This window comes from Sphingopyxis sp. QXT-31 (assembly GCF_001984035.1).
Classification (GTDB): domain Bacteria; phylum Pseudomonadota; class Alphaproteobacteria; order Sphingomonadales; family Sphingomonadaceae; genus Sphingopyxis.
Genome location: NZ_CP019449.1, coordinates 3,600,337 through 3,624,982, shown reverse-complemented (window position 1 = coordinate 3,624,982; position 24,646 = coordinate 3,600,337). Strand labels below are relative to the sequence as shown.

21 protein-coding genes are annotated in these 24,646 nt (G+C 67.5%); 12 read left to right on the top strand and 9 right to left on the bottom strand.

Going from position 1 to position 24,646, the window contains the following annotated elements; genetic code table 11:
• Window positions 1-9: 9 nt before the first annotated feature.
• The 3 genes from dnaA to mutM form a co-directional block, all read right to left on the bottom strand.
• Entirely contained in the window at window positions 10-1,371 is a 1,362-nt protein-coding gene (gene dnaA, locus BWQ93_RS17405; RefSeq protein WP_077031593.1) for a chromosomal replication initiator protein DnaA, read from the bottom strand.
• A 540-nt stretch (window positions 1,372-1,911) separates the two neighbouring features.
• Window positions 1,912-2,175, bottom strand: coding sequence for a 30S ribosomal protein S20 (gene rpsT, locus BWQ93_RS17400; protein WP_054590504.1), 264 nt, complete (start codon window positions 2,173-2,175; stop codon window positions 1,912-1,914).
• Window positions 2,176-2,361: 186 nt separating this feature from the next.
• Window positions 2,362-3,174, bottom strand: coding sequence for a bifunctional DNA-formamidopyrimidine glycosylase/DNA-(apurinic or apyrimidinic site) lyase (gene mutM, locus BWQ93_RS17395; protein ID WP_077032505.1), 813 nt, complete (start codon window positions 3,172-3,174; stop codon window positions 2,362-2,364).
• A gap of 357 nt (window positions 3,175-3,531) precedes the next feature.
• Between mutM and BWQ93_RS17390 the strand changes: the two genes are divergently transcribed.
• The 9 genes from BWQ93_RS17390 to BWQ93_RS17350 are packed head-to-tail and all read left to right on the top strand — an operon-like array spanning window position 3,532 to window position 9,808.
• Complete coding sequence (locus BWQ93_RS17390; RefSeq protein WP_077031592.1) at window positions 3,532-4,269, top strand: class I SAM-dependent methyltransferase; 738 nt, start codon at window positions 3,532-3,534, stop codon at window positions 4,267-4,269.
• Window positions 4,266-5,813 carry a 2-polyprenylphenol 6-hydroxylase gene (gene ubiB / locus BWQ93_RS17385; RefSeq protein ID WP_077032504.1) on the top strand — a complete coding sequence of 516 codons (1,548 nt, stop codon included), beginning with the start codon at window positions 4,266-4,268 and terminating at the stop codon, window positions 5,811-5,813. Before BWQ93_RS17390 ends, ubiB begins: the two co-directional genes overlap by 4 nt.
• 47 nt (window positions 5,814-5,860) lie before the next feature.
• Entirely contained in the window at window positions 5,861-6,319 is a 459-nt protein-coding gene (locus BWQ93_RS17380) for a hypothetical protein (protein WP_156878279.1), read from the top strand.
• 44 nt (window positions 6,320-6,363) lie between these two features.
• On the top strand, window positions 6,364-6,609 hold the full coding sequence (locus BWQ93_RS17375) for a type II toxin-antitoxin system CcdA family antitoxin (RefSeq protein ID WP_077032503.1): 246 nt from the start codon (window positions 6,364-6,366) through the stop codon (window positions 6,607-6,609).
• Window positions 6,609-6,905 carry a CcdB family protein gene (locus BWQ93_RS17370; protein WP_077031590.1) on the top strand — a complete coding sequence of 99 codons (297 nt, stop codon included), beginning with the start codon at window positions 6,609-6,611 and terminating at the stop codon, window positions 6,903-6,905. Before BWQ93_RS17375 ends, BWQ93_RS17370 begins: the two co-directional genes overlap by 1 nt.
• Window positions 6,906-6,907: 2 nt before the next feature.
• Window positions 6,908-8,170 (top strand): bifunctional phosphopantothenoylcysteine decarboxylase/phosphopantothenate--cysteine ligase CoaBC, encoded by a 1,263-nt coding sequence (gene coaBC / locus BWQ93_RS17365; RefSeq protein ID WP_077031589.1) that lies wholly within the window; start codon window positions 6,908-6,910, stop codon window positions 8,168-8,170.
• Window positions 8,142-8,705, top strand: coding sequence for a dUTP diphosphatase (dut, locus tag BWQ93_RS17360; protein ID WP_156878372.1), 564 nt, complete (start codon window positions 8,142-8,144; stop codon window positions 8,703-8,705). Before coaBC ends, dut begins: the two co-directional genes overlap by 29 nt.
• Window positions 8,706-9,455 (top strand): HesA/MoeB/ThiF family protein, encoded by a 750-nt coding sequence (locus BWQ93_RS17355; RefSeq protein WP_077031587.1) that lies wholly within the window; start codon window positions 8,706-8,708, stop codon window positions 9,453-9,455. It begins immediately after the preceding gene.
• Window positions 9,443-9,808 (top strand): DsrE family protein, encoded by a 366-nt coding sequence (locus BWQ93_RS17350; protein ID WP_077031586.1) that lies wholly within the window; start codon window positions 9,443-9,445, stop codon window positions 9,806-9,808. Before BWQ93_RS17355 ends, BWQ93_RS17350 begins: the two co-directional genes overlap by 13 nt.
• 162 nt (window positions 9,809-9,970) lie before the next feature.
• Here BWQ93_RS17350 and BWQ93_RS17345 read toward each other — a convergent pair whose 3' ends face one another.
• The 6 genes from BWQ93_RS17345 to BWQ93_RS17320 form a co-directional block, all read right to left on the bottom strand.
• Entirely contained in the window at window positions 9,971-10,696 is a 726-nt protein-coding gene (locus BWQ93_RS17345) for a class I SAM-dependent methyltransferase (RefSeq protein ID WP_077031585.1), read from the bottom strand.
• The gene (gene prfB / locus BWQ93_RS17340; protein WP_077031584.1) at window positions 10,696-11,823 is read right to left on the bottom strand and encodes a peptide chain release factor 2; all 1,128 of its coding nucleotides are present in this window, start codon (window positions 11,821-11,823) and stop codon (window positions 10,696-10,698) included. The genes BWQ93_RS17345 and prfB overlap by 1 nt, the downstream gene beginning before the upstream one ends.
• Before the next feature lie 73 nt (window positions 11,824-11,896).
• The gene (locus tag BWQ93_RS17335; protein WP_077031583.1) at window positions 11,897-14,413 is read right to left on the bottom strand and encodes a penicillin-binding protein 1A; all 2,517 of its coding nucleotides are present in this window, start codon (window positions 14,411-14,413) and stop codon (window positions 11,897-11,899) included.
• A gap of 59 nt (window positions 14,414-14,472) precedes the next feature.
• Window positions 14,473-15,609 carry a DSD1 family PLP-dependent enzyme gene (locus BWQ93_RS17330; RefSeq protein WP_077031582.1) on the bottom strand — a complete coding sequence of 379 codons (1,137 nt, stop codon included), beginning with the start codon at window positions 15,607-15,609 and terminating at the stop codon, window positions 14,473-14,475.
• Complete coding sequence (locus BWQ93_RS17325) at window positions 15,606-16,859, bottom strand: D-arabinono-1,4-lactone oxidase (RefSeq protein WP_077031581.1); 1,254 nt, start codon at window positions 16,857-16,859, stop codon at window positions 15,606-15,608. The genes BWQ93_RS17330 and BWQ93_RS17325 overlap by 4 nt, the downstream gene beginning before the upstream one ends.
• 56 nt (window positions 16,860-16,915) lie before the next feature.
• Window positions 16,916-18,124 carry an N-acetylmuramoyl-L-alanine amidase gene (locus BWQ93_RS17320; protein WP_232314651.1) on the bottom strand — a complete coding sequence of 403 codons (1,209 nt, stop codon included), beginning with the start codon at window positions 18,122-18,124 and terminating at the stop codon, window positions 16,916-16,918.
• A gap of 665 nt (window positions 18,125-18,789) precedes the next feature.
• On the opposite strand from BWQ93_RS17320, the gene BWQ93_RS17315 reads away from it, so the two are divergent.
• The 3 genes from BWQ93_RS17315 (at window position 18,790) to BWQ93_RS17305 (ending at window position 24,645) form a co-directional block, all read left to right on the top strand.
• Window positions 18,790-21,420 (top strand): Rne/Rng family ribonuclease, encoded by a 2,631-nt coding sequence (locus tag BWQ93_RS17315; protein ID WP_198040414.1) that lies wholly within the window; start codon window positions 18,790-18,792, stop codon window positions 21,418-21,420.
• A gap of 127 nt (window positions 21,421-21,547) precedes the next feature.
• A complete protein-coding gene (locus tag BWQ93_RS17310; protein ID WP_077031579.1) occupies window positions 21,548-22,951 on the top strand; it encodes a M48 family metalloprotease in 1,404 nt (467 codons plus the stop codon).
• Window positions 22,952-23,007: 56 nt separating this feature from the next.
• Window positions 23,008-24,645, top strand: coding sequence for a DsbA family protein (locus BWQ93_RS17305; protein ID WP_077031578.1), 1,638 nt, complete (start codon window positions 23,008-23,010; stop codon window positions 24,643-24,645).
• Window position 24,646 lies beyond the last annotated feature (1 nt).

Below are 24,646 nucleotides of genomic sequence, written 5' to 3'. Positions count from 1 at the left end.
ACCTGTGGATCAGCTATTGAGGCTGCGCCGGATCGCGGCGATTTCGGCGTCGAGTTCGCTGTCGCTGACGCGCAGCGCCTCGACCGTGCGCACCGCGTGGATCACCGTCGAATGGTCGCGCCCGCCGAAGCGGCGCCCGATCTCGGGGTACGAACGCGGGGTCAGTTCCTTGGCGAGATACATCGCGACCTGACGCGGGCGCGCGATCGCGCGGACGCGGCGCTTCGACGCCATCTCGCTCTTGTCGAGCTTGTAATGCGCGCAGACCGCGCGCTGAATCTCGTCGATCGTGATCCGCGGGCGCGCGCTGCGGACATTTTCCGCCAGCCGGTCCTCGGCGAGCGCGAGGTCGAGGCGCGCGCCGGTGAGCGCCGCATAAGCGAGCAATTTGTTGAGCGCGCCTTCAAGCTCGCGGATGTTGCGGGTGAAATGTTTGACCAGATAGGCGACGACATCGTCCGGCACCTCGACCATCGGCATCGCGGCGAGCCGCTGGCGGATGATGCGTTCGCGCAGGTCATCCTCGGGCGCCTCGATGTCGGCGACGAGCCCGCCCGACAGCCGCGACAGCAGCCGCGCCTCGACCCCGTCGAGCATCGCCGGCGGGCGGTCGGCGGTGACGACCAGCCGCTTGCCCGCGGTCATCAGGTCGTCGATCGTGTGGAGCAGTTCCTCCTGCGTCGAATTCTTGCCGATCACGAACTGCAGATCGTCGAGCAGCAGCAGGTCGGCGGCGCGCAGCCGCGCCTTGAACGCCATCATGTCGCCGCCGCGCATCGCGCCGACGAATTCGAGCATGAACTTCTCGGCCGACATCAGGATGATAGTGGCGGTCGGGTGCGCCGCGGCATGATCCTGCGCGATCGCCTGGAGCAGGTGCGTCTTGCCCTGGCCGGTGCCCGAACAGAGGTAGAGCGGGTTGAACTGCGGCGCCTCGACCATCGCCATGCGGCGCGCGGCATTGGCGGCGAGGATGTTCGACCGCGCGACCACGAAGCGGTCGAACGACAGGCGCGGGTCGAAGCCGAGCAGCGCGGGGTTCGCGGCGGGCGGCGGCGGCGTCTCGAAAGCCGGCAGCGGCGGCTGCGCGAGGATCGCGGCGCGCTCGGCGCCCGCGCTGGCGCCGCGCACGCTGACGCTGCGCACCGCGGGGAGCAGCTGGCGCCAGGCGAGTTCGAGCCGGTCACCGAAGCGTTCGTTGATCCAGTTCGCCGAGAAGCGGCTGGTCGCCTCGAGCGTCACGACGCCCGACAGGCTGCAATAGTCGGCGAAGCGCACGGGCTTCAGCCAATGGTCGAAGGTGCGCGCGCCGAGGTCGCGGCGGAGCCCTTCGGCCACGCGCGGCCACAGCGTCGCGGCGTCGCCGCTCATCGCCGTTTCTCCGCCACGCCGGCCATAGCTCTCCCCGCCTGAAATCACGCCTGTCCCCCCCACCTTGCTCGGTCATCGGATGCCCCCCGGCATCGCCCCGGCCGCACAGCACCTTGCCCGCGTCCCGGTCGCAGGACGCAGTTTCCCGTTCCGCGCAAGCAGCGAAGGACGGCGAATCATGTGATGTGGCGGCCAGCGGCGAAGGCCGATGACACCCCTGTCTAGGCAGGGGCGAGCGAGTCGATCAAGAGCGCGGGATGTAAAAATATTGAAATAAAAATCTTGACTCCCCGGGGACCCCGGAATCGCGCGAAGTCGATGTTTTCCTCAATTAAATCAATAGTTTAATTGTTACAATAGGAGTCATGAAAAACGAATCGCGATAAATCCGCCACTTACCGCGATGCAACACTATTGCCATGGTCCCGTAACAAAGCCGCCGATCACTCTGTCCCGAAATGGGTACAAAAAAGGACCCGCGGGCGATGCGCCGGCGGGTCCTTTTGATGCGCGATCGGCCAAAGCCGAATCGGGCGGCAATCACGCGATCGCGTTGACGCTCTTGGTCAGGCGCGAATATTTGCGCGCAACGGTGTTCTTGTGGAGCACGCCCTTGGCGACGCCGCGGGCCATTTCGGGCTGCGCAGCCTTCAGCGCGGCGGCGGCGGCATCCTTGTCACCGGCGGCGACGGCATTCTCGACCTTCTTGACCAAAGTGCGAATGCGCGAGACGCGATTCTTGTTCACGACGGTGCGCGCGGTGTTGCGGCGGATGCGCTTTTTTGCCTGGGGCGTATTGGCCATAAATTCCTCGGTTTTCAAACGGTCAAAGTCGGTCGGAGCACAGCGTCACCGGAGCAGCCGAATCGCGCAAAGCAGCGAATCAATGTCCGGATACGGCCGGTTCCGGAACACCGGACCCTGCTCGAAGGGTGCGCCCATAGCCAGCAAGGCCGCTTTGGTCAATGGGTTTGCGGGAAATATCCCGCATCAACGCTGGCATTTGGGGCAGAAGAAGGTCGAGCGGCCCGACTGGACGATGCGCGCGATCGTGCCGCCGCATTCGCACGCCTCGCCTTCGCGGCCATAGACACGCCAGTCCTTGGCGAAATAGCCGAGGTCGCCCTCGGGGCTGAGAAAGTCGCGCAAGGTCGATCCGCCCGCGGCGATCGCGGCGGCCAGCACATCCTTGATCGCGGGAACGAGCAGCGCGAGCCTGGCCCTCGACACCTCGGCGGCGGGTTTCGCCGGGTGGATGTGCGCCATGTTGAGCGCCTCGCAGACATAGATGTTGCCGAGCCCCGCGACGACGGTCTGGTCGAGCAGCATCGCCTTGATCGGCGACCGGCGGCCCGCAAAAGCCTTGGCCAGATAGGGGGCATCGAAGGCGTCCGATAGCGGCTCGGGACCGAGCGTCACGAAGGCCGGAAAGGCGGTCAGCGGATCGCCCGCGACAAGATCGACCGAGCCGAAGCGGCGCGGGTCATGGAGGAAGAGGCGGTGCCCCGCCCCGGTTTCAATGAGCAGATGGTCGTGCTTGCCCGCATCGCCGCCCTCGGTCCGCCAGCGCCCCGACATGCCGAGGTGGAAGATCATATGATCGTCGCGGTCGGTCGAGACGATGCCATATTTGGCGCGCCGCGACAGGCTGCTGACCGTCGCGCCGGTCAGCCGCTGCGCGAGATCGGCCGGGAAGGCGCGGCGCAGGTCGGGACGGAAGGTGGTGACCGAGGTCAGCCTTTGCCCCTTGAGAAAGGGGGCGAGGCCGCGGACGGTGGTTTCGACTTCGGGAAGTTCGGGCATATATGGGGTCAGAACCTGCGGCTGGAACGGCTGAGGCGGCAAAATGGCGAACATATCGGGCCAAATCTCCCGCCGGACATAGTGGGTCTATGTTCAAGGGAGATTTGGCCCGAGATGGAAGCCATTTTGCCGTCCCTTCGGGATTTGACCCAATTTGTCCATTGCCGCGTCAGAGCGCCTTGGAATATCCTCATATGCCTGCGCCGCTCTTCCTCGCACTGAACAAATTGGCCTCAAACCTCAGCCGTTCCAGCCGCAGGTTCTGACCCCTGCTGGGCTACGCGCCATTTGCGCGGGCGGCAAGGCCCCGCTAAAGGCCGGTGCGACTTCGTTTCTCCCCGCAAAGGCGTAACCATCATGGCCAGTCCCGACACCGTCAGCTTCGGCTATGAGCAGGTTCCCGCGGGGGAGAAGACCGCGATGGTCGGCGAGGTGTTCAGCCGCGTCGCGCGCAAGTACGACATCATGAACGACGCGATGTCGGGCGGCCTGCATCGCCTCTGGAAAGACCGCTTCGTGCGCCGCGTGAAACCGCGCGCGGGCGAGGCGATCCTCGACATGGCGGGCGGCACCGGCGACATCGCCTTCCGCATGGAGAAGTCGGGCGCGAGCATCACCGTGGCCGACATCAACCCCGACATGCTCGGCGTCGGGGTCGAGCGCGCCGCCGAGCGCGGCATAGACACGCTCGTCTGGTCCGAGCAGAATGCCGAGAAGCTGAGCTTTCCCGACCAGTTCTTCGATGCCTATACGATCGCTTTCGGCATCCGCAACGTCACCGACATCCTCGCGGCGCTGGGGGAAGCGCACCGCGTGCTGCGCTATGGCGGGCGCTTCTTCTGCCTCGAATTCTCGACCAACGAATGGCCGGGTTTCGCGCAGGCCTATGACGCCTATTCGCACCACCTCGTCCCCAAGCTCGGCAAGCTGATCGCCGACGACGAGGACAGCTACCGCTATCTGATCGAATCGATCCGCCGCTTTCCGCCGATGCCCGAATTCGCGAAGATGATCGGCGCGGCGGGCTTCACCGCGGTGAAGGTCGAGCCGATCATGGGCGGGCTCGTCGCGATCCACAGCGGGTGGAAAGCTTGACCCGTCCGATCGTCCATATTGCCCGCCTGTTGAAATGGGGCCGTATCCTCGCGCGCCACGGGGCGCTGCGCGGAATCGAGACGGCGCCGCAGACCCCGATCGGCGTCAAGCGGCTGTGCCGCATCGCGCGCTTCGGCACCTCGCAGCCGACGGTGCCCGACTATGCCGCGGCCTTCCAGGCGATCGGCCCTGCGGCGGTCAAGCTCGGCCAGACGCTCGCGACGCGCCCCGATCTCGTCGGCGAGGAAGCTGCGCGCAACCTGCTGACCTTGCAGGACGCGCTGGCGCCGGTGCCGTTCGAGCGCATCCGCCAGGAAATCGAGTTCACTTTCGAAGCGCCGCTCGAAAGCCTCTACAGCGAATTCGATCCCATCCCCGTCGGATCGGCCTCGATCGCACAGGTCCACCGCGCGGTGACCACCGAGGGTCGGCAGGTCGCGGTGAAGGTGCGCCGCCCCGGCATCGACAAGCAGTTCGCGCGCGACATCGACACCTATGAATGGGCGGCCGCGCACCTCGAAGCGCTCGGCGGCGAGGCGACGCGGCTGCGTCCGCGCGAAGTGATCGCGAACTTCCGCCGCTGGACGCTCCGCGAACTCGACCTCAGGCGCGAGGCGGCGTCGGCGTCCGAACTCGCCGACGCGATGACCGGCGTGCCGACCTATGAGGTCCCGGTGATCGACTGGGACCGCACCGCGAGCCGCGTGATGACGATGAGTTGGATCGACGGCATCAAGATCTCGCACCGCGACAAGCTGATCGCGGCAGGGCACGACATGGAGGCCTTGTCGGCGAACCTCGTCAACGCCTTCCTGCGTCAGGCGATCGCCGAGGGCTTCTTCCACGCCGATATGCACCAGGGCAATTTGTTCGTGAAGGCCGACGGCACGATCGCCGCGGTGGACTTCGGCATCATGGGGCGGATCAACCGCCAGGCGCGCTACTGGCTCGCCGAGATCCTCTATGGCCTGACCACGGGCAATTACCGCCGCGTCGCCGAAATCCATTTCGAGGCGCAGTACGTGCCCGATTATCATAATGTCGAGGAATTCGCGACGGCGCTTCGCGCGGTCGGCGAGCCGATGCGCGGCAAGCCGGTGAGCGAGCTCAGCGTGGGGCAGATGCTCGACGGGCTGTTCGCGATCACGCGCGATTTCGACATGCAGACCCAGCCGCACCTGCTGCTGCTGCAAAAGACGATGGTGATGGTCGAGGGAGTGGCGACGATGCTCAACCCGAGGATCAACATGTGGGACGTATCGGGGCCGTTCGTGCAGGAATGGATCCGCGACGAGCTGGGCCCCGAGGCCGCGCTCGCCGACGGCCTGCGCCAGCAGGGCAAGACGCTGGCACTGATCCCCGACATCATCCGCCGCCTCGACGAACAGCTCCCGAAAAAGGGCGCTGCCCCGCCCGCGCCGCCGCTGCCCGAAATTCCGCTGATGTGGGAAAAGGGCGAAAAGCGCATCTGGTGGCGTTATACGCTGACGGCGCTGGTGGGTGCCGCTGCCGGCGTGGCAGGGATGATGTGGTTCGTCTCCTGACCCTTGTGCATCGGTCGATCGCCGCGCAGCTAGCCGGCAGCGCGCTGATGACCGCGATCGAGACGGGCGTTGTCGGCCTTGCGCTACTGATGATCATCGTATCGGCGGGCGAATTGGCGCTTTACCCCGACACCCTTGACAGCATCGCGCAGAATTTCTTCTTCCTTTGGGTCCTGTTCGCGATGATATTGCCGTTCGCCCTGCTCGTGGCGCTGTTCGTCTTGTGGCCCACCGCCACGATTTCGGGTGCGGTGCTTCTGGTCGGCGCGAAGCGCGACCGTCGCTTGGCAGGACCAAGGTTGTGGAGCGTGATCGGGCTGGCGATCGGTCTCTGTTATGGCTGGCTGTTCTTCGTCAGCGGCTTGCCGCGCTTCGATATCGTCGAAGGCCCTCTGGCGCCAACGGCCGCCTTGGTCTGGACCGGCGCATCGGGTGCCTTCGCCGGCTGGCGGTTGCACCGGAAGCTCGGCCGCGCCGGGTGCTTCGCGCCGCCAGCCGCAGCTTGATCGTCGCACAGGATGCGCATATCTTATGCGCAAGGAGAATGGCGATGAACCGTCTCGCGCGATTCGAAGGGCCGAAGAAGGCGACCAATGTTTCGCTAAACGCCGAGTTGGTCGAAGAGGCAAAGCAGCTCGGCATCAATGTCAGCGAAGCGTGCCAGACCGGTCTCGCCGCCGAGGTAAAAAAGGCCCGCGAGGCGGTCTGGAAGGAAAAGAATCGCGCCGCCACCGAGAGCTGGAACGATTATACGCGCAAGCACGGCCTCCCGCTCGCCAAATACCGGCGTTTCTGATGGCGCAATTCGACGTCTATGCCAGCCGCAGCGGCGAGGAGCTGCTGCTCGATTGCCAAAGCGACCTGCTCGATCATTTCGACACCCGATTTGTCGTCCCGCTGGTTCCGGCGCAAACGGCGCAGAAGCTGACCCGCCTTCATCCGATATTCGAAATCGACGGCGAACGGCATATCATGGCGACGCAATTGGCGTCGGCGGTCGACAGCAAGGAACTCGGCAGCCATGTCGCGTCGCTCGCCGACCGCCGCTATGAAATATTGAATGCGGTCGACATGCTAGTGACGGGAGTCTGATAATGGCGGCGAAACGCATCCTGCTCATCATCGGCGGCGGCATCGCCGCGTACAAGAGCATCGAGCTCGTCCGGCTGCTCCGCAAGGCGGGCTATGTCGTGCGCTGCGTCATCACGCGTTCGGGCGAGCAGTTCGTGACGCCGCTGACGCTCGCGGCGCTCTCGGAGAACAAGGTCTATACCAGCCTGTTCGACCTCAAGGACGAGGTCGAGATGGGGCATATCCAGCTCAGCCGCGAGGCCGATCTGGTCGTCGTCGCGCCTGCGACCGCCGATCTGCTGGCGAAGATGGCGAACGGCATCGCCGACGATCTGGCGACCACGCTGCTGCTCGCAACCGACAAGCCGGTGCTCGCAGCACCCGCGATGAATGTGCGGATGTGGCTGCACGCCGCGACGCAGCGCAATGTCGCCACACTGCGCGGCGACGGCGTGACGGTGATGGCGCCCGACGAGGGCGAGATGGCGTGCGGCGAATATGGGCCGGGGCGGCTGCCCGAACCGGCCGCGATCTTTGCCGCGATCGAGAAAGCCCTGGCCAACGCGCCCGCGCCCTCGCTGCTCGTCGGCCAGCCCGATTTCGCCCCCGCCAACCACCGCCCGCTGCACGGGCGCCGCATCCTGATCACCGCGGGGCCGACGCACGAGCCGATCGACCCGGTGCGCTATATCGCCAACCGGTCGAGCGGGAAGCAGGGCTTTGCCATCGCCGCCGCCGCCGCCGAAGCGGGCGCCGAGGTACTGCTGATCGCCGGCCCCGTGCCGCTGCCGACCCCGCCCGGCGTGATCCGCGTCGATGTCGAAACCGCGCGCCAGATGGCGGCCGAGGTCGAACAAGGCCTGCCCGTCGACGCCGCGATCATGGTCGCCGCGGTCGCCGACTGGCGCGCCGCCGACACATCGGCGCAGAAGATCAAGAAGGACGGCAGCGGGCAGGTTCCCCCGCTCGAGCTCGCCGAAAACCCCGATATCCTCGCCGGCGTCGCGAAGAGCCCGCAGCGCCCGGCGCTGCTGATCGGCTTCGCCGCCGAGACCAACGACGTGCTCGCGCATGCAGAGGCCAAGCTCGACCGCAAGGGCTGCGACTGGATCGTCGCCAACGACGTCGCCGCCGACCCGATGGGGGGCGAGACGAATCGGGTGCATATCGTTAGCAAAAGCGGCGTAGACAGCTGGGATCGGCTGCCCAAACAGGCCGTCGCCCGCAAATTGATGGAAAAGATCGCCGATGAGCTCGATGCGCGTGTCCCACTTGAGTCCGATTGAAATCCGGATCCAGCGGCTGCCCAATGGCGGCGGCCTGCCCCTGCCCGCCTATGCCAGTGACGGTGCCGCGGGGATGGACGTCGTCGCGGCGGAATCGCTGACGATCCGTCCCGGCACGCGTCACGCGGTCGCGACGGGTTTCGCGATGGCGATCCCCGCGGGCTATGAGGTGCAGGTGCGCCCGCGCTCGGGGCTCGCGCTCAAGCATGGCATCACCTGCCTCAACACGCCGGGGACGATCGACAGCGACTATCGCGGCGAGGTGAAGGTGATCCTCGCCAATCTCGGCGACGATAATTTCGAGATCAAGCGCGGCGACCGCATCGCGCAGCTGGTCCCGGCGCCGGTACAGCGCGCGAGCTTTGCCGAAGTGGAGACGCTCGACGAGACCGCGCGCGGCGCCGGCGGTTTCGGCTCGACCGGTGTCGCGAGCGCGAGCGAAAGCAGCGAAGGCGAGGAAGAGCCGGTCGACGACAGCATCCCCGACAATGTCGGATCGCTCTCGGAGATCAAGCTGCGGCGGCCGGGCGAGTAATTGCTCTCCGACCCCGAACTCGACCGCTACGCTCGCCAGATCATCCTGCCGCAGTTCGGCGGCGCGGGGCAGGCGAAGCTGAAGGCTAGCCATGTCGCCGTGATCGGCGCGGGCGGGATCGGATGTCCGGCGATCACCTATCTGGCCGCCGCCGGCATCGGCCGGCTCACGATCGTCGACCATGACCATGTCGAGCTATCCAATTTGCAGCGCCAGCCTTTGTTTACCGACGCCGACATCGGCGCGTCCAAAGCCGAAGTCGCGGCCGATGCCGTGCGGCGGATCAATCCGCATGTCGAGGCGGTTGCGGTGGTCCAGCGGCTGGACAGCAGCAATGCCGAAACCCTGCTAACGGGCGCGAGCCTGATCCTCGACGGCTGCGATAATTTCGACACAAGGCTCGCGGTCAACCGCGCCGCGGTGGCGCGCCAGATCCCGCTGCTCTCGGCCGCGATCGGGGCGTTCGAGGGGCAGGTCGCGCTCTACGAGGGCTGGCGCGAGGGCGCGCCCTGCTACCAGTGTCTCGTCGGTGCCGATCCCGACCGCGAGGGGATCAATTGCGCCGAGACCGGGGTGATGGGGGCGCTCGCTGGCATGGTCGGGACGATGGCGGCGCTCGAGGCGGTGCGCGCGCTCACCGGCTGGGGATCGCCGCTTGCCGGGCGGCTCGCCATCGTCGATATGCTCGAGCGGCGCTGGCGCGAGGTCGGCGTCGCGAAGGACCCGGGGTGCCCGGCATGTCGAGCCTGAACATCATCGTCGCGGTCGCCGAGGGCCGGCGGCTCTATGCGGCGCTCGAAGCCGCGATGGCATCGGCGGCGCTCGGACGCCCGGCGCGCGTCTTCCTGCAGGGCGAGGCGGCGGCATTGCTCCGTGATCCGGTGAGCTTTGCCGGCGACGCGGCGCGGCGCGCGGCGGGGCAGCCCGAGCTTGCCTGGATGGTCGAGGAAGCGATCGCGATGGAGGTTGGGCTGTTCGTCTGCCAGTCGGGCATGGCGCTGGTCGGCGTCGCAGCGACCGAGCTGGTGCCGCATGTGAAGGCGGCGGGACTGGTGAGCTTCATGGCCGATATCGGGCCGGGGGACCGGATGGTCGTCTACTGAAATATCGATCCTCCCCACGCGCAGCGATGGGGAGGTGGCAGCGCGAAGCGCTGACGGAGGGGTTCGACGCCGTCAGACGTCGGCGCAAGGCCAGACCCCTCCACCACCGCCTGCGGCGGCGGTCCCCCTCCCCAACGCTTCGCGATGGGGAGGATCAAATGGTCACGGATTCGCGCAAACCTTGATATCCTCGGGCCTGGGCCGCTTCCCGTCGGGGACGAAGCGCGCGAGATAGCCGCCCGCGTGCTGCTTGTCGTCGTAGGACAGCAATTTATACCCCACCGCCTCGAACTCGCAGACGAGCAGGCGGAAGGGCGTGCCATGGTCGGCGATCGGGCGGTCACCGTCGACGACGAGGATCTGCCCGCCCTCGCGCAGCGCCGGGCGCAGCCGCCAGAGGAAGGCGTATGGCTCGCCGATCTCGTGATACATATGGACCATGAACACGCGGTCGAAGCTGGCGGCTGGCAGCCGCGGGTCGTCGACCGCGCCGAGCTTGATCGAGACATTGTCGAGCCGCTCGCGCGCGACGCGGTCGGCGAGGCGCTCGATCACCTCGGGCATGATGTCCTGCGCGAGCACGCGTCCGTTCGCGCCGACGCGCTGCGCCAGACGCACGGTATAATAGCCGTCGCCCGCGCCGATGTCGGCGACGGTCATGCCCGGACGGACGTCGGCCGAGTCCATTACATCCTCGGCCTCGTTCACCCGGTCGCGCGCTTCTTCGGTCGACCATTTGGTCGACACCGTCGGCGCGACGGGGCGGTCGGCGGGCGGAAAATCGCGCGCGGTGGTGGCGCGGTCGCCGTCCTGGTCCCACGGCGCCGCGTCGCACCCGCCGAGCAGCGGCAAGGCCGCGAGCGCGGCGAGGACGGCGCCGCGCAGCATCAGTCGATATCCTCGACGTCGACCTTTTCGCCGGTGACCTTCTGCGACAGCGCCGCCGCCATGAACGGGTCGAGCGCGCCGTCGAGCACATCGCCGGGTGCGGTCGAGGTCACGCCGGTGCGCAGATCCTTTACCAGCTGATAGGGCTGGAGCACGTAAGAGCGGATCTGGTGGCCCCAGCCGATCTCGGTCTTCGCCTGATATTCACCCGACGCCGCGGCCTCGCGCTTCTGCAGCTCGGCCTCGTACAGCCGCGCCTTCAGCATCCCCATCGCGGTCGCGCGATTCTTGTGCTGCGAGCGGTCGTTCTGCGACGCGACGACGATACCCGTCGGGATATGCGTGATGCGCACCGCAGAATCGGTGGTGTTGACGTGCTGGCCGCCCGCGCCCGAGGCGCGATAGGTGTCGATCTTGAGGTCGCCCTCGTTGATCTCGATGTCGATATTGTCGTCGATCACCGGATAGACCCAGACGCTCGAAAAGCTGGTGTGGCGGCGCGCCGAGCTGTCGTAGGGCGAGATGCGGACGAGGCGGTGGACGCCGCTCTCGGTCTTCGCATAGCCATAGGCATTCTCGCCCTTGACCAGCATCGTCGCCGACTTGATGCCCGCCTGCTCGCCCGCCTGATATTCGACCAGCTCGACCTTGAAGCCGCGCTTTTCGGCCCAGCGGCTGTACATGCGCTGGAGCATCTCGGCCCAGTCCTGGCTCTCGGTGCCGCCCGCGCCGGCATGGACCTCGATATAGGCATCGTTGGCGTCGGCCTCGCCGGCCAGTAGCGCCTTGATCTTGTCCTCTTCGGCGCGCGCGGCGAGCGCTGCGAGGCCCGCGACGGCCTCGTCGACCATCGCCTCGTCGCCTTCCATCTCGGCAAGCTCGATCAGCTCGGCGGTGTCGGCGCATTCGGTCTCGATCGCGCGCGTCGCGGCGATCGCCTCGTCGAGGCGGCGGCGTTCGCGCATCACCTCCTGCGCGGCCTTGGCGTCGTTCCACAGGGTCGGGTCTTCGACCTTGGCATTGAGCTCGTCGAGCCGCCGCAGCGCACGGTCCCAGTCGAGGAAACGCCGCAGCAGCGCCAGCGCGGCGCCGATCTTGTCGATATGATCCTGCGCTTCGGCGCGCATGTCGTTGCTCCTGAAAAAATGTCGAACCGCCCTTAGAGCGTGTCCGGCTCAAGGGGAAGAAGCTCGCGAGACGTCAGATGATGCCGCCGCGATCCTCCAGGAAGTCGCTGTCGCTGCGGCGGCCATTGCCCTGCTGCACCGGCGCATCCTGGCGCGTCGCGGCCTTGGCGGGCTTGATCTCGGCCTCGCGGATCGTCCGGCGGGGTTCGCTTTCGGGCTTGAACGCCTCCCAGATGATCGACGCCTTGGGGTCGGTGCCCGGCCAGCTGCCATAGACCCGGCGCCCCGACTGGCGGTCGATGCGCACCATGCGGATGCCCTTGGGCGCCGCGAAGGGGATCGGCTGGCGGTCGTCGAGCCCGACGAGTGCGAAATCCTTGAAGATCGGCGCCGCGAGGCTGCCGCCCTGCGCATAGCCGCCCATCGAGCGCGGCTGGTCGAAACCGATATACATGCCCGCGACCACGTCGGGCGTGCCGCCGACGAACCACACGTCGTTCGGGCCCGAGGTCGTCCCCGTCTTGCCGAAGATCGGTACGCCGAGGTCGCGCAGGCGCACCGCGGTGCCGCGTTGGACGACGCCCTCGAGCATATGGACGACCTGATAGGCGGTGAGCGGGTCCATCAGCTGCTTGCCCGACTTGGCGAAGCGCGGCATCGGGCGTCCGTCCCAATCCTTCTTGTTGCAGCCGACACAGGGTTTCCAATTGACCGGAAAGATCACCTTGCCACGGCGGTCCTGGACATAGTCAATGACGCGCGGCTTGAGCTCGCGGCCGTGGTTGGCGAGCATCGCATAAGCATTGGTGATCTTCTCGACCGTCGTCGAACCCGCGCCGAGCGCGGTCGAGAGATAGGGTTCGTGCTCGCCGATACCCATGGTGCGGATCGTGTCGACCACCGGTTCCATGCCGACCTGGCTCGCCGCGCGCACCGTCATCAGGTTGCGCGACTGTTCGAGGCCCCAGCGCATCGTATGCTCGCCGCTGCCCCCCGCGCCGCCGAAGTTGCGGAAACATTTGTTGCCGAACCGCGCGCCCTGATAGACGCAGAAGCTGCCGTCGACGATCATCGTCGCGGGCGTCATGCCATTGTCGAGCGCGGCGGCATAGACGAAGGGCTTGATCGTCGACCCCGGCTGGCGCTCGGCCTGCGTCGCGCGGTTGAAGGGCGAGAGGCGGACGTCGAAGCCGCCCTGCATCGCGAAGATGCGCCCCGAATGCGGGCTCTCGGCGATGAAGCCGCCAGACACCTCGGGAATGTTGCGAAGGGCATAGCTGCCGCCGCCCGTCGCCTTGACCGCGATCAGGTCGCCCGGGCGCATCGCCGAGAAGGCGCTGCCGCCGGTCTTGCGATAGCCCTGCGTCGCGGCGCTCGCGGGCAGGCGACCGGTGTCGCCATTGGCGAAGCCGATGCGCGCCTCGCCGGTATTTTTCGACAGCACCGCGGCGATGCGCCAGCCGTCGTAATCGATACCGATGAAGCTGGAGGCGAGGCGGCTCTGCCACTGGTCGTCGGCCTCGATCGTCGCGATCGGCCCCGACCAGCCCTTGCCCGCGTCATAGCGGAGCAGACCCTTGCGCAGCGCGCTGGTCGCCGCCGCCTGCATCTTGCCGTCATAAGGCGTGCGCACCCAGAGGCCGCCGGCATAGGCGCTGTGCGGGCCATCCTCGGCGGTCTCGCCGAATTGGGCGATCAGCTGGCGCCGCACCTCCTCCATATAATAGCCGCCGACCTGCGCGACCGCGGTATTGCCGCTGCTGGTGAGGCCGAGCGGCATCGCGCGCGCGGCGTCGCGCTGCGCGGGAGTGATCCAGCCGTTCTGCTCCATCGACCCGAGCACGAAATTGCGCCGCGCGACCGCTTCGGCCTCGTTGCGCGCGCGGCCATATTTCTCGGGCGCCTTGGGCAGAATCGCAAGGAACGCCATTTCGTGGAGCTGGAGCTGGTCGACGTCCTTGTCGAAATAGGCGCGGCTCGCAGCCTGGACGCCGAAGCTGCGGCGACCGAGCGGGATTTCGTTGAGATAGAGCTCGAGGATCTGTTCCTTGGTCAGCGCATCCTCGATGCGCATCGCAAGGATCGCCTCGCGCACCTTGCGGCGATAGCTGAGCTCGTTGGTGAGCAGAAGATTCTTGGCGACCTGCTGGGTGATCGTCGAGGCGCCGACGGGGCGGCCGCTGCTGCTGAGGTTGGTGACGATCGCCGACGCGATGCCCGGATAGTCGATGCCGCCATGGCTGAAGAAGGTCTTGTCTTCGGCGGCGAGGAAGCTGCGCACCAGGAGCTGCGGATATTCGCTATATTCGAGCTGGACGCGGCGCTCGCGCGCATAGCTGTGCACCGGCTTGCCCTCGGCATCGCGAACCATCGTCGGCAGCGGCGGCTCGTAGTCGCGGAGTTGCTCGACCGAGGGCAGGTCGCGCGCGAAGATCAGCCAGATCAGGAACAGGCCGAGCAGGCCGGTGAGCGCGAGATAGCCGAGCCAGCGAAACCAGCGGCGCGTCCACATCGAACGAAACCAGCTCGCGACGGCATTGCTGTCGCGGCGCAGACGATAGCGGAAGTGGGACGTGGTCTCGGCGGCCATAGGCTCCCGCCTCTAAAGCGTGCGCCCGCGAAAGGGAAGTATGGTTGCGGTGGGGCGCGTCAGCGCGCCCGCCCTCGCGCGCTCACCGGCCAGATCGCGACCAGCGTCTCGCCCTCGACGACATGATAATGGTCGTAGAGGTTCACCGTTGGGTCGCAGTGCGGCACGGTGAGCGTCACCGGGTCGCGGGGGGGGAGCGCTTCGCCGATGCCGGGCGAAATCAGCGCGGCATGCTCGTCGCCCATGAAGACGAAGGCGGCGCTTTCGGGCGCCCCGCGCCGCACGACCGCGACCCCGCCGTCGGTCGATAGCGACTTGTAACCGGCGTCGATGGTGACGAGGCCGCTGTGGTTGGCGCTGACGACGCGCGCATCGACGCCGAGCGAGGTTTCGAACGGCACAGCGCCGTCGCCGGTCAGGTCGCAGTCGAGATATTGCTTGTCCATGAAGACGTAGCTGCCCGCCTGGAGCTCGGTAAAGACGCCGAGATCGAGGTCGATGCGGTGCGTGCCGGTGCCCGATCCGGTGACGATCTCGGGCGGATGGCCCGCGGCGGCCAGCGCGGCGATTACGGTCTGGAGATAGGCGGTGCGCTCCTCGATCGCCGCGCGGCGGTCGGCATAGCCTTCGATATGCTGCTGCCGGCCGCAGTAGAATTGCACGCCGCGATAGTTGAGGTTCGGTAGGCCCGCGATCGCTTCGGCGAGCGCGACCGCCGCCTCGGGCGAGGCGACGCCCGTGCGCGCAATGCCGGGGTCGATGTCGATGATCACGTCGAGCCTGGTGTCGAGCGCCGCGTCGATCCGCGCCGCGACCGCGGGATGGTCGACCACCGCCATCAGCCCCTCGGCGCTGCCTGCCAGCGCGGCGAGCCGTTCGATCGCGCGCGGCGCGGCGACGGGCGAGGTGATGAGGATGCCGGTCACGCCGCCCTTGGCGAGTACTTCGGCCTCGCCGATCTTGGCGCAGCAGACGCCCGCGGCGCCCGCCGCGAGCTGGCGCTTGGCGATGTCGACGCTCTTGTGCGTCTTGGCGTGCGGGCGCAGGCCGATGCCGTGCGACGCCGCGAGCCCCGCCATCGTCGCGATATTGCGATCCAGCGCAGCGACGTCGAGCACCAGCACCGGCGTGTTGAGGTCGGCGCGGCTTCCCTGCCGGCCGACCAGATGGGCGTGGAGCGTCAGATCGTCGGTCATGAAAAAAGGGCTTCCAGATGCGGGTTGAGGAATTTGCCAGCCGGGTCGGCAGCGCGGCGGACGGCGCGATAGCGTTCGGCCATCGGGTAGAGCGTATCGACGTCGGGGCGCGCCAGCGTGTGACGCTTGGCCCAATGCGGGCGGCCGCCGTTGGCGCGGAAAATTGCTTCGGCGTCGGCGAAGACGGTCTGCCACGGCATCTTCGCATATTGGTGCATCGAGATCGCCGCGACAGGGCCTGCATTCATAGGGCTCATCCAGATATCGTCGGCGGCGACGGTGCGATATTCGAAGGGGAAGGTGACGGGCAGGCGCTTCTTGCGGATCCAGCCGACCACTTCCGCCAGCGTGTCGAGCCCCGCGGCGCGCGGCATTTCATATTCCATTTCCTCGAAACGGATCGTGCGATCCGAGGGAAAGATCGCATGCGCCGGTCCGCGTCGGCGACCGTTCATAGCGGTTTTCATCATCCCGCGCTGGAGGATGGGGGTTAGGAAGGGCAGCCGCGCCGCCACATCGAGCACGCGACGGAACGCGGTCTCCTCCATGTCGGTGGTGCTGGGCGGCGGATCGCATGGGTCGCACAGATCGAGCGTCTTCAGGATCACCTGATCGGCATGGGGGAAGAACCAGAATTCGATATGGCGATGCTGCTGCGCGAGCTCGTCATAGCTTTCGCGGATCTCGTCCCAGCGGCGCTTCTCGATGCGCTCCGAAAGATGGAATGCGGGGATGACCGCAACCTCGATCTCGGTCGCGATGCCGAACATCCCGAGCGACAGCCGCTGCGCCTGATAGAGGTCGGGTTCGGTTCCGGCGTCGCACCAGCGCGCCTCGCCGTCGGCGCCGATCAGGCGGAAGCCGCGCGCCATCGTCGCGAGGCTGCCGAGATCGACCCCGGTGCCGTGCGTCCCCGTCGCCATCGCGCCGGCGAGCGACTGCGGGTTGACGTCGCCCTGATTGGCGAGCGCCAGCCTCTTGTCCCACAGTGCTGCGGTGAGCCGCTTGATGCTCCATCCCGCGGGGATGCGCGCGGTTTGGCGGTCGGGGGCGATACTGATCTCGCCGGGGAGGTTTTCGAGACTGAGGATGAGTTCGCTCGATTCGCAGAGCGGCATGAAGCTGTGGCCGGCGCCGGTCCCGCGCACTTTCGTTGCGTTGCGCACGAGGCTGGCGAGTTCGTCCTCGCTCGCGGGGCGGGTGACGGCGACGGGCGCGGCGACGCTGCCCGACCAATTGCTCCAACCCATCCCGCTCTCCCTTCGACCCGCGCGAAGCTGTCGGCGCGGGCGTGGATGGTCAAGGGTTAGTTCGAGGCAATCTGCCGCGCGAAGTGGATCTGCACCGCCTGGCGCACGCCGCGCGCGACCTTCTTCTGGCCGTCGGCCGAGGCGAGGAAATCGGCGTCGGTCTCGTTCGAGATAAAGCCCGTTTCGAACAACACCGACGGCGTGTCGGGCGCCTTCAACACCACGAAGGACGCGAAGCGATGCGCGGTGGTGCGGAATTTGACGTCGTCCGCCGCCTCGCGCTGGAGCAGCCGCGCGAAGTCCGAGGCGACGTTCATCGTCTCGCGCTGCGTCAGGTCGAGCAGGATCGACGACACGTCGCTGCTGTGCGCGCCGAGGTCGACGCCGTTGATGATGTTGGCCTTATTCTCGCGCGCCGCGAGCCGCGCGGCCTCGCGGTCGGAAGCGACCTCGGACAAGGTATAGATCGACGCGCCGCTCGCCTGCTGGTTCTCCGCGGCGTCGGCGTGGACCGAGATGAACAGGTCGGCCTTCAACCGCCGCGCGATGCCATAGCGCTCCTCGAGCACCAGATAACGGTCGTCGCCGCGCGTCAGCGCGACGCGGACGCGCCCCGACGCGATCAGGTCGTTGCGGATCGCGCGCGCCAGCGCCAGCGTGATGTCCTTTTCGCGCTTGCCGCTGTGCGGGCTGATCGCGCCCGGATCGTGCCCGCCATGGCCGGCGTCGATGACGACAAGCGGCAGGCGCGGGTTGTCCGGCCCCTCGATCCGGGGCAGCGCGACCGCGGGCTTGGGCTTGCCGATCGGCACGGTCACCGAATAGCGTTTTTCGGGCCGCTTGGCGCGGAACTGCGCCGGCGGCTGCAGCTCGAGCCGGGGGCCACGCGAAGCGCGCTGGAATTCCTCGGCCGACACCGGGTCGAGCTTGAAGGTCAGGCTGCGCCCGTCGGCGGCGAAGCGCGCGTTCGACACCAGCGCCGGGCGGTCGAGGTCCAGCACGACGCGTGCGGTGCCGGGCCCCTGCTGGCCCTGGCGCACGGCGCGCACCAGCCCCGCGCCCTGCGGCGAATGCCCCGCCTCGGCCCCCGAAATGTCGAGCGCGATACGGTCGGGACCCGCAAGCAGCAGCGTCGAGGCGCCCGTAACGAAGTCGTCGAAACGCACTGTCACCTCGCCCTCGCCGATCTCGATCGCGCCGATATTTCCCGCGACCACCGCGGGCGTCGCGAACAGCGTCGAGAGGAAGAGCGGGAGGAGAAGCATGGCACGTTTATGCCGCGAGCGACGGCGGCTGGTCCAGTCTTTATCCGAAAACATCCAAGGCCACCTGCGGGTCATCACGATGAACCGATCATTAGGGATGCCCCGTCAAATCGCGGTGAAGCGGAAGGGTTAACCGGCAATTCAGCACGATTCGCCCGCGTGCGGCCCATTCCCCTGCCGAGGCCTTGTCCCGACACCATTTTTTGGGGCGGGCGGTTGCCGTTGGCGACCACCGATGCTAGCACCGCCCACGCTGACGGTGTCATTCCTGACCCGCCGGGCCTTATGCGGGGACTGCGCCCATCCGGATCGGACGGCATCGCTCCCCCGGCGCCCGGCAAAACAGGCATGGCAACCTGCCGTCGGCCCACCCCGGATGCACGGGGCAGCGAAAGAAGATCGGACATCTGGTCGATTCGCGCTGACCGGGCATCCCGTAACAGGTTGATGCCGCATGAGGCTTGCCATGCCCTCTTTCGATCGCGACGCCGGCGCTTTTGCGTCCGCTGCCGCGACGGAAGACCGCATGCGCGTCCAAGGTCGGACGCGGGCCGCACAAGGCAATAACGTCTTTTTTTTTTTGAACCCTATCGACCGCAGTCCTCCTTCGCGGGGGGCGGCGGCCTTTTTTGTTGGCGCGCCTCGGCGCGCCTGGAGTGATAATAATGACCACGCGCATGTTGATCGACGCGCGGCATCGGGAAGAAACCCGTGTCGCCGTCACCAAGGGAAACCGCATCGAGGAGTTTGATTTCGAGTCCGCCGAGCACAAGCAGCTCAAGGGCAATATCTATCTGGCCAAGGTTACCCGTGTCGAACCGTCCTTGCAGGCGGCATTCGTCGAATATGGCGGCAATCGGCACGGCTTCCTGGCGTTCAGCGAAATCCATCCCGACTATTACCAAATCCCGAAGGAAGATCGCGAAGCGCTGCTCCGCGAAGAGGCCGAGCACGCCGCCGCCGCGGCACAGCGCGCCGAGGAAGATCTCGACGAGCTGGAAGGCGATGTTGCCGACGTCGAGCGGCATGACGAGGACGAGAATGGCGATGCGCCGCATCCCGAGACCGTCGGCGATGACGACCATAGCGACGATGAAAATGGCGATGACGACCATGGCGACGAAGACCATGGCGAAGCCGAAGAGAATGGCGACGCCGGAGAAGGCAATGGCGAAGCGAGGGACGGCCGCGGCGACCGCAAGGGCCGTGGGCGCGGACGCGACAACCGCAAGGGTGGCCGCGGGCGCGGCCGCCGCCGGGACGAGGACGAGGACGGCGAAAGCCGCATGTCGCTGCGTCGCCGCTACAAGATTCAGGACGTCATCCGCCGCCGCCAGGTGATGCTGGTGCAGGTCGTCAAGGAAGAACGCGGCAACAAGGGCGCTGCGCTGACGACCTATCTGTCGCTCGCCGGCCGCTATTGCGTGCTGATGCCGAACACGATGCACGGCGGCGGGATCAGCCGCAAGATTTCGAACGGCGCCGATCGCCGCAAGCTCAAAGCGATGATCGACGAGCTCAACCTGCCGCCGACGATGGGCTGCATCGTGCGCACCGCGGGGATGAGCCGCACCAAGGTCGAGATCAAGCGCGACTTCGACTACCTCGCGCGCGTCTGGGACGAAATCCGCGAGAACACCTTGGGATCGAGCGCCCCGGCGCTGATCCATTCGGACAGCGACCTCGTCAAGCGCGCGATCCGCGACATCTATCACAAGGATATCGAGGAAGTGCTCGTCGAGGGCGACGAGGGCTATAAGGCGGCTAAACAATTCATGAAATTGCTGATGCCGAGCCATGCACGGCGCGTGAAGCAATATGCCGACCCGGTCTCGCTCTACCAGCGCTACGGCGTCGAGGACCAGCTGGCGGGCATGCTCAACCCGGTCGTCCAGCTGAAATCGGGCGGCTATCTCGTGATCAATCCGACCGAGGCTCTGGTGTCGATCGACATCAACTCGGGCCGCTCGACGCGCGAGCATAATATCGAGCAGACGGCGCTCAGCACCAACCTCGAGGCCGCGGCCGAGATCGCGCGCCAGCTCCGCCTGCGCGACATGGCGGGGCTGATCGTGATCGACTTCATCGACATGGATCATGGCTCGAACGTCCGCAAGGTCGAGCGCGCGATGAAGGACGCGCTAAAGAACGACCGCGCGCGCATCCAGATCGGTCGCATCTCGGGCTTCGGCCTGATGGAGATGAGCCGCCAACGGCTGCGCACCGGCGTGCTCGAAGCCTCGACGCGCCCCTGCCCGCATTGCGAAGGCACCGGCCTGGTCCGTACCGCCTCGTCGGCGGGCCTCAGCGCGCTGCGCATGATCGAAGAGGAAGCCGCGCGCGGCAAGGGCAGCAAGATCATCCTGCGCGCGAGCCAGGAAGCGACCTTCTACCTGCTCAACGAAAAGCGCCGCGAACTGCGCGAGATAGAGGAGCTCTACGGCGTCAGCGTTGAAATCCTGCCCGACGGCGAGACCGAGGGCGCGCGCATGGCGATCGAGGTCGGCGGCCCGCCGCCGACCCAGCGCCGCAGCTTCGCCCCGATCGTCGAGATCGAGGAAGAAGAGGACGAGGAATTCTTCGAAGAGGAAGAAGAGGCCGAGGCCGAGGAAGAAGAAACCGAGCGCCCGCGCGAACGCCAGCGCGAGCGTGACGGCGAGGAAGGCGAAGGCGAAGGCGACGGACGCAAGCGCCGCCGCCGCCGCCGCCGCGGCCGCCGCGGTCGCCGCGACGAGGAAGGCAATGAGATCGAAGGCGAAGCCGCGAACGACGACGAGCCCGAAACCGAAGCTGGCGACGACGAGGCCGTAGCTGAGGAAGCGCCCGCCGAAGCGGTCGAAGCCGAGACGGAAGCGGAAACTAAGCCCCGCCGGCGCCGTGGCGGACGCGGCCGCAAGGCGAAGGACGAGGCTGTCGAGGCGGAAGCCGAAGCTTCCGTCGTCGAAGCTGCTCCCGAGCCGGCCGCCGAAGAAGCGCACGCCGCCGAGGAAAAGCCGAAGCGCAAGCCGCGCCGCACCAAGGCGCAGATTGCTGCCGAGGAAGCTGCCGCCGCTGCAGCGGGCGCCGAGACTCCGATGGAAGCCGAGCCGGTCGTCGAGGCCGAAGCCGAACCCGCCAAGCCCGCGCCGAAGAAGCGCACGCCGCGCAAGGCAAAGGCCGCAGCAGCAGCCGCTGCCGGGGAAGCCGCGACCACGTCCGACGTGGCCGAGGCCGGCGAGACGGTCGTCGCCGAGGGCAAGGAAGCCCCCGACGGCGAACCGCGCCGGGGCTGGTGGCAGCGCACGTTCGGAAACTAATTGGCGGTAACTGATCTGCGGCAACCATCGCGTCGCCGCGATCGCCCTTGCGTCCGGGCGCGCTGAACTCCACAAGGCTTTTATGGCTTCAGTCGAGGTTCAGGCGCCCGGCGCAAGGACGCACCCCATGAGTTTCTCTGCACCGCAGCATCTCCTGCGCGCCGACCCCTGGCGCGCGCTCGTCCGGCTGCTGGTGACGGCGATCCTGCTCGTTGCGGTCGCGGTGCGCCCGGTGGCGGCGCAGTCGATCCTGCGCGATGCCGAGACCGAGGCGCTGCTCCAGGACATGATGGACCCGCTGCTCGTCGCCGCGGGACTGCAGCCGGGGCAGGTCCGCGTCCACCTGCTCGGCGAACGCAGCATCAACGCCTTCGTCGCGGGCAGCCAGGATATCTATGTCTTCTCGGGCCTGATCGAGGCCGCAGGCAGCGCCGAAGAGGTGCAGGGCGTGCTCGCGCACGAACTGGGCCATGTGATGGGCGGTCACGCGATCCGGGTGAACGATGGCGCCAAGGCGGCGACGAACATCTCGCTGCTCAGCCTGCTGCTCGGCGCCGCGGCGATCGCGGCCGGCGCGGGCGAAGCAGGCATGGCCGCCATGATGGCGGGTCAGCAGGCCGCGCTGGGCAAGTTCCTCGCCTTTACGCGCGTCCAAGAATCGACCGCCGACGCCGCCGGCGCGCAATATCTGTCGAAGGCCGGGATCAGCGGACGCGGCAGCCTTGCCTTCTTCAAGCGTCTCCAGAATATCGAGTTCCGCTATGCGGTGAAGCAGGACGACGATCAGGCCTATGGCCGCACCCACCCGCTGTCGGGCGACCGCATTCAGGCGCTGCGCGAAGTCTATATGATCGATCCCGCCTGGGAAAAACCCGCCGACCCCGCGATCGAGGCGCGTTTCCAGCGCGTGAAGGCCAAGCTCGAAGGCTATATCGCTGAGCCAGAGCGGACGCTGCGCAAATTTCCCGAAAGCAACACCAGCGTTCCGGCACGCTACGCCCGCGCTTATGCCTGGCACAAGAGCGCCTATCCCCAAAAGGCGCTCACAGAGGTCGAAGGGCTGCTCAAGGCCGATCCGAACGACCCCTATTTCCTGGAACTCGAGGGGCAGGTGCTGCTCGAATCGGGGCGGCCGAAGGACGCGATCCCGCCGCTGCGCAAGGCAGTCGCAGGCTCGCGGTCGCAGCCGCTGATCTCGGCGACGCTCGGCCATGCGCTGATCGCCACCGAAGAGCCCGGCAATTTCGCCGAGGCCGAGGAGGTGCTCAAGACCGCGGTCGCGCTCGACAATCAGAATCCCTTCGCCTGGTACCAGCTCGGCATCGTCTATGCGAACAAGGGCGATCAGGCGCGCGCCGCGCTCGCCTCGGCCGAACGCTACAGCCTCGAGGGTGGACAGGCGATGCTCGCGCTGCGTAACGCCGACCTCGCGATGCAGGGCCTGCCCGAAGGGTCACCCGACTGGATTCGTGCACAGGATATTTCGCTGGTTGCGCGCGCCGAGGTGGAACGCGAGCGCAAACGGCGCTAGATTCAGGCAAAGCGAATTGGGGAATGCGTCGCGATGGCGATGCATAAGGGCGACAAGTGACGGATAAAAAAGACGATTATTACCAGCCGTGGCTGCGCGACCCGGCGGCGCCGGCGGCGCCCGCGCCGGCCGAACCACCGCGCCCGGCGCCCGGCGCCGCGCCCGACAGCGGCCTTGCCAAGCCGCGCGAGGTGCCGCCCGTCGGCCTCGACATGTCGCGCTATCCCGCCGAGGAGCGTATGCCCAAGGCACCAGCAGTCGATACCGAGCGGCTGAAGGCCGGGGCGAGCGGGCTGTGGAAAGCGGTCCGCGACGGCAGCAGGGCTTTTGCCGTGTGGACGATTCGCGTCGGTGAGCGTGCCGATATCCCGGCGCGCGTCGAGGCGATGGAGATCCCGCGCCGTTCGCGCGAAATCGCGGGGCGCGCTGCGGATGCGACCGCGCGCGCCGCGAAGGCCACCGGGCGCGGGACCGCGCGCGGCAGCGCGGCCGTCGCCGCGGCGAGCGCGCGGGCATGGGACAAGATGGCGCTCGGCGACAAGGTCGGCAAATTTTCGAGCGGCGCGCATCGCGGGCTGGGCGAGGTCGCGGGCAAGGCCGGCGACGCGCTGGGCCAGGCCGCGAAGGCGGGCAAGGAAAGCCTAGGCGAAGCCGCGACCAAGCTGCGCCCCGCCCCGCGCGAAGAGGCCGCGCCGCCGCCCTCCGGGCTCGAACAATTGCTCGCGCTCGAGGAGGCCGAAGCCTCAGCCAGCGCTGCGGCGGCCAAGCCCGCCGCCCCCGACCTGCCATTGTTCGCGGGCGAGCCGGGGATCGAACTCGCGGCGCCCAAGCCGACCGCGGCGAAGCCCGCCAAGGCCGCCAGCGCAGCCCCGCCGCCGTCGATCTCTGCGCCCGTCGCCGACGACCGCACGCCGCATCGCCCCCCGCCGGGGCGCGGCCATGGCGGCGGGGGCAGCGGCGGCGGTTTCGCCCTGCCCGCCCCCCTTTGGGCAATCGTACTCGCCGCGGTCCTGCTGCTCGGCGCGACCTTCTGGCTCGGCGGCCGCCTCGGCGGCGGGATGAGCAAGAGCGAGGTCGAGACGATCGTCGCCGACTATATCAAGGCCAACCCGCAGATCATTCCCGAAGCGCTGTCGGCGCAGCGCGACCGCGAGATGGCGAAGGCGATCGACGCGATCCGTCCGGCGCTCGAAAAGCCCTATGCCGGCGCCTGGGCGGGCAATGCCGACGGCGATGTCACGCTGACGGTCTTCACCGACTATGCCTGCGGCTTCTGCCGCGCGAGCCTGCCCGACATCGACCGGCTGATCCGCAGCGACCGCCGCGTGAAAGTGGTGTTCCGCGAGCTGCCGATCATCTCGCCGCAGAGCCGCGACGCCGCGATCATGGCGCTCGCCGCGGCGCGGCAGGGCAAATATGACGCCTTCCACCATGCGATGTTCCGCGCCTCGTCGCTCGACGCCGGCGCGATCGCCGCCGCGGCGGAAAAGGCCGGCGTCGTCACCGACGGCAGCGCCGACGCGACCGCGAATGAGGCCTTGTTCCAGCGCGAACTCGACAGCAATCTCGCGATCGCCAGCCAGCTCCAGCTCAACGCGACCCCGACCTGGGTGATCGGCGACCAGCTGCTGCAAGGCCAGATCGGCTACGAAGGGCTGCGCGACGCGGTCGCCAAGGCGCGGGCGAAGGGCTGAG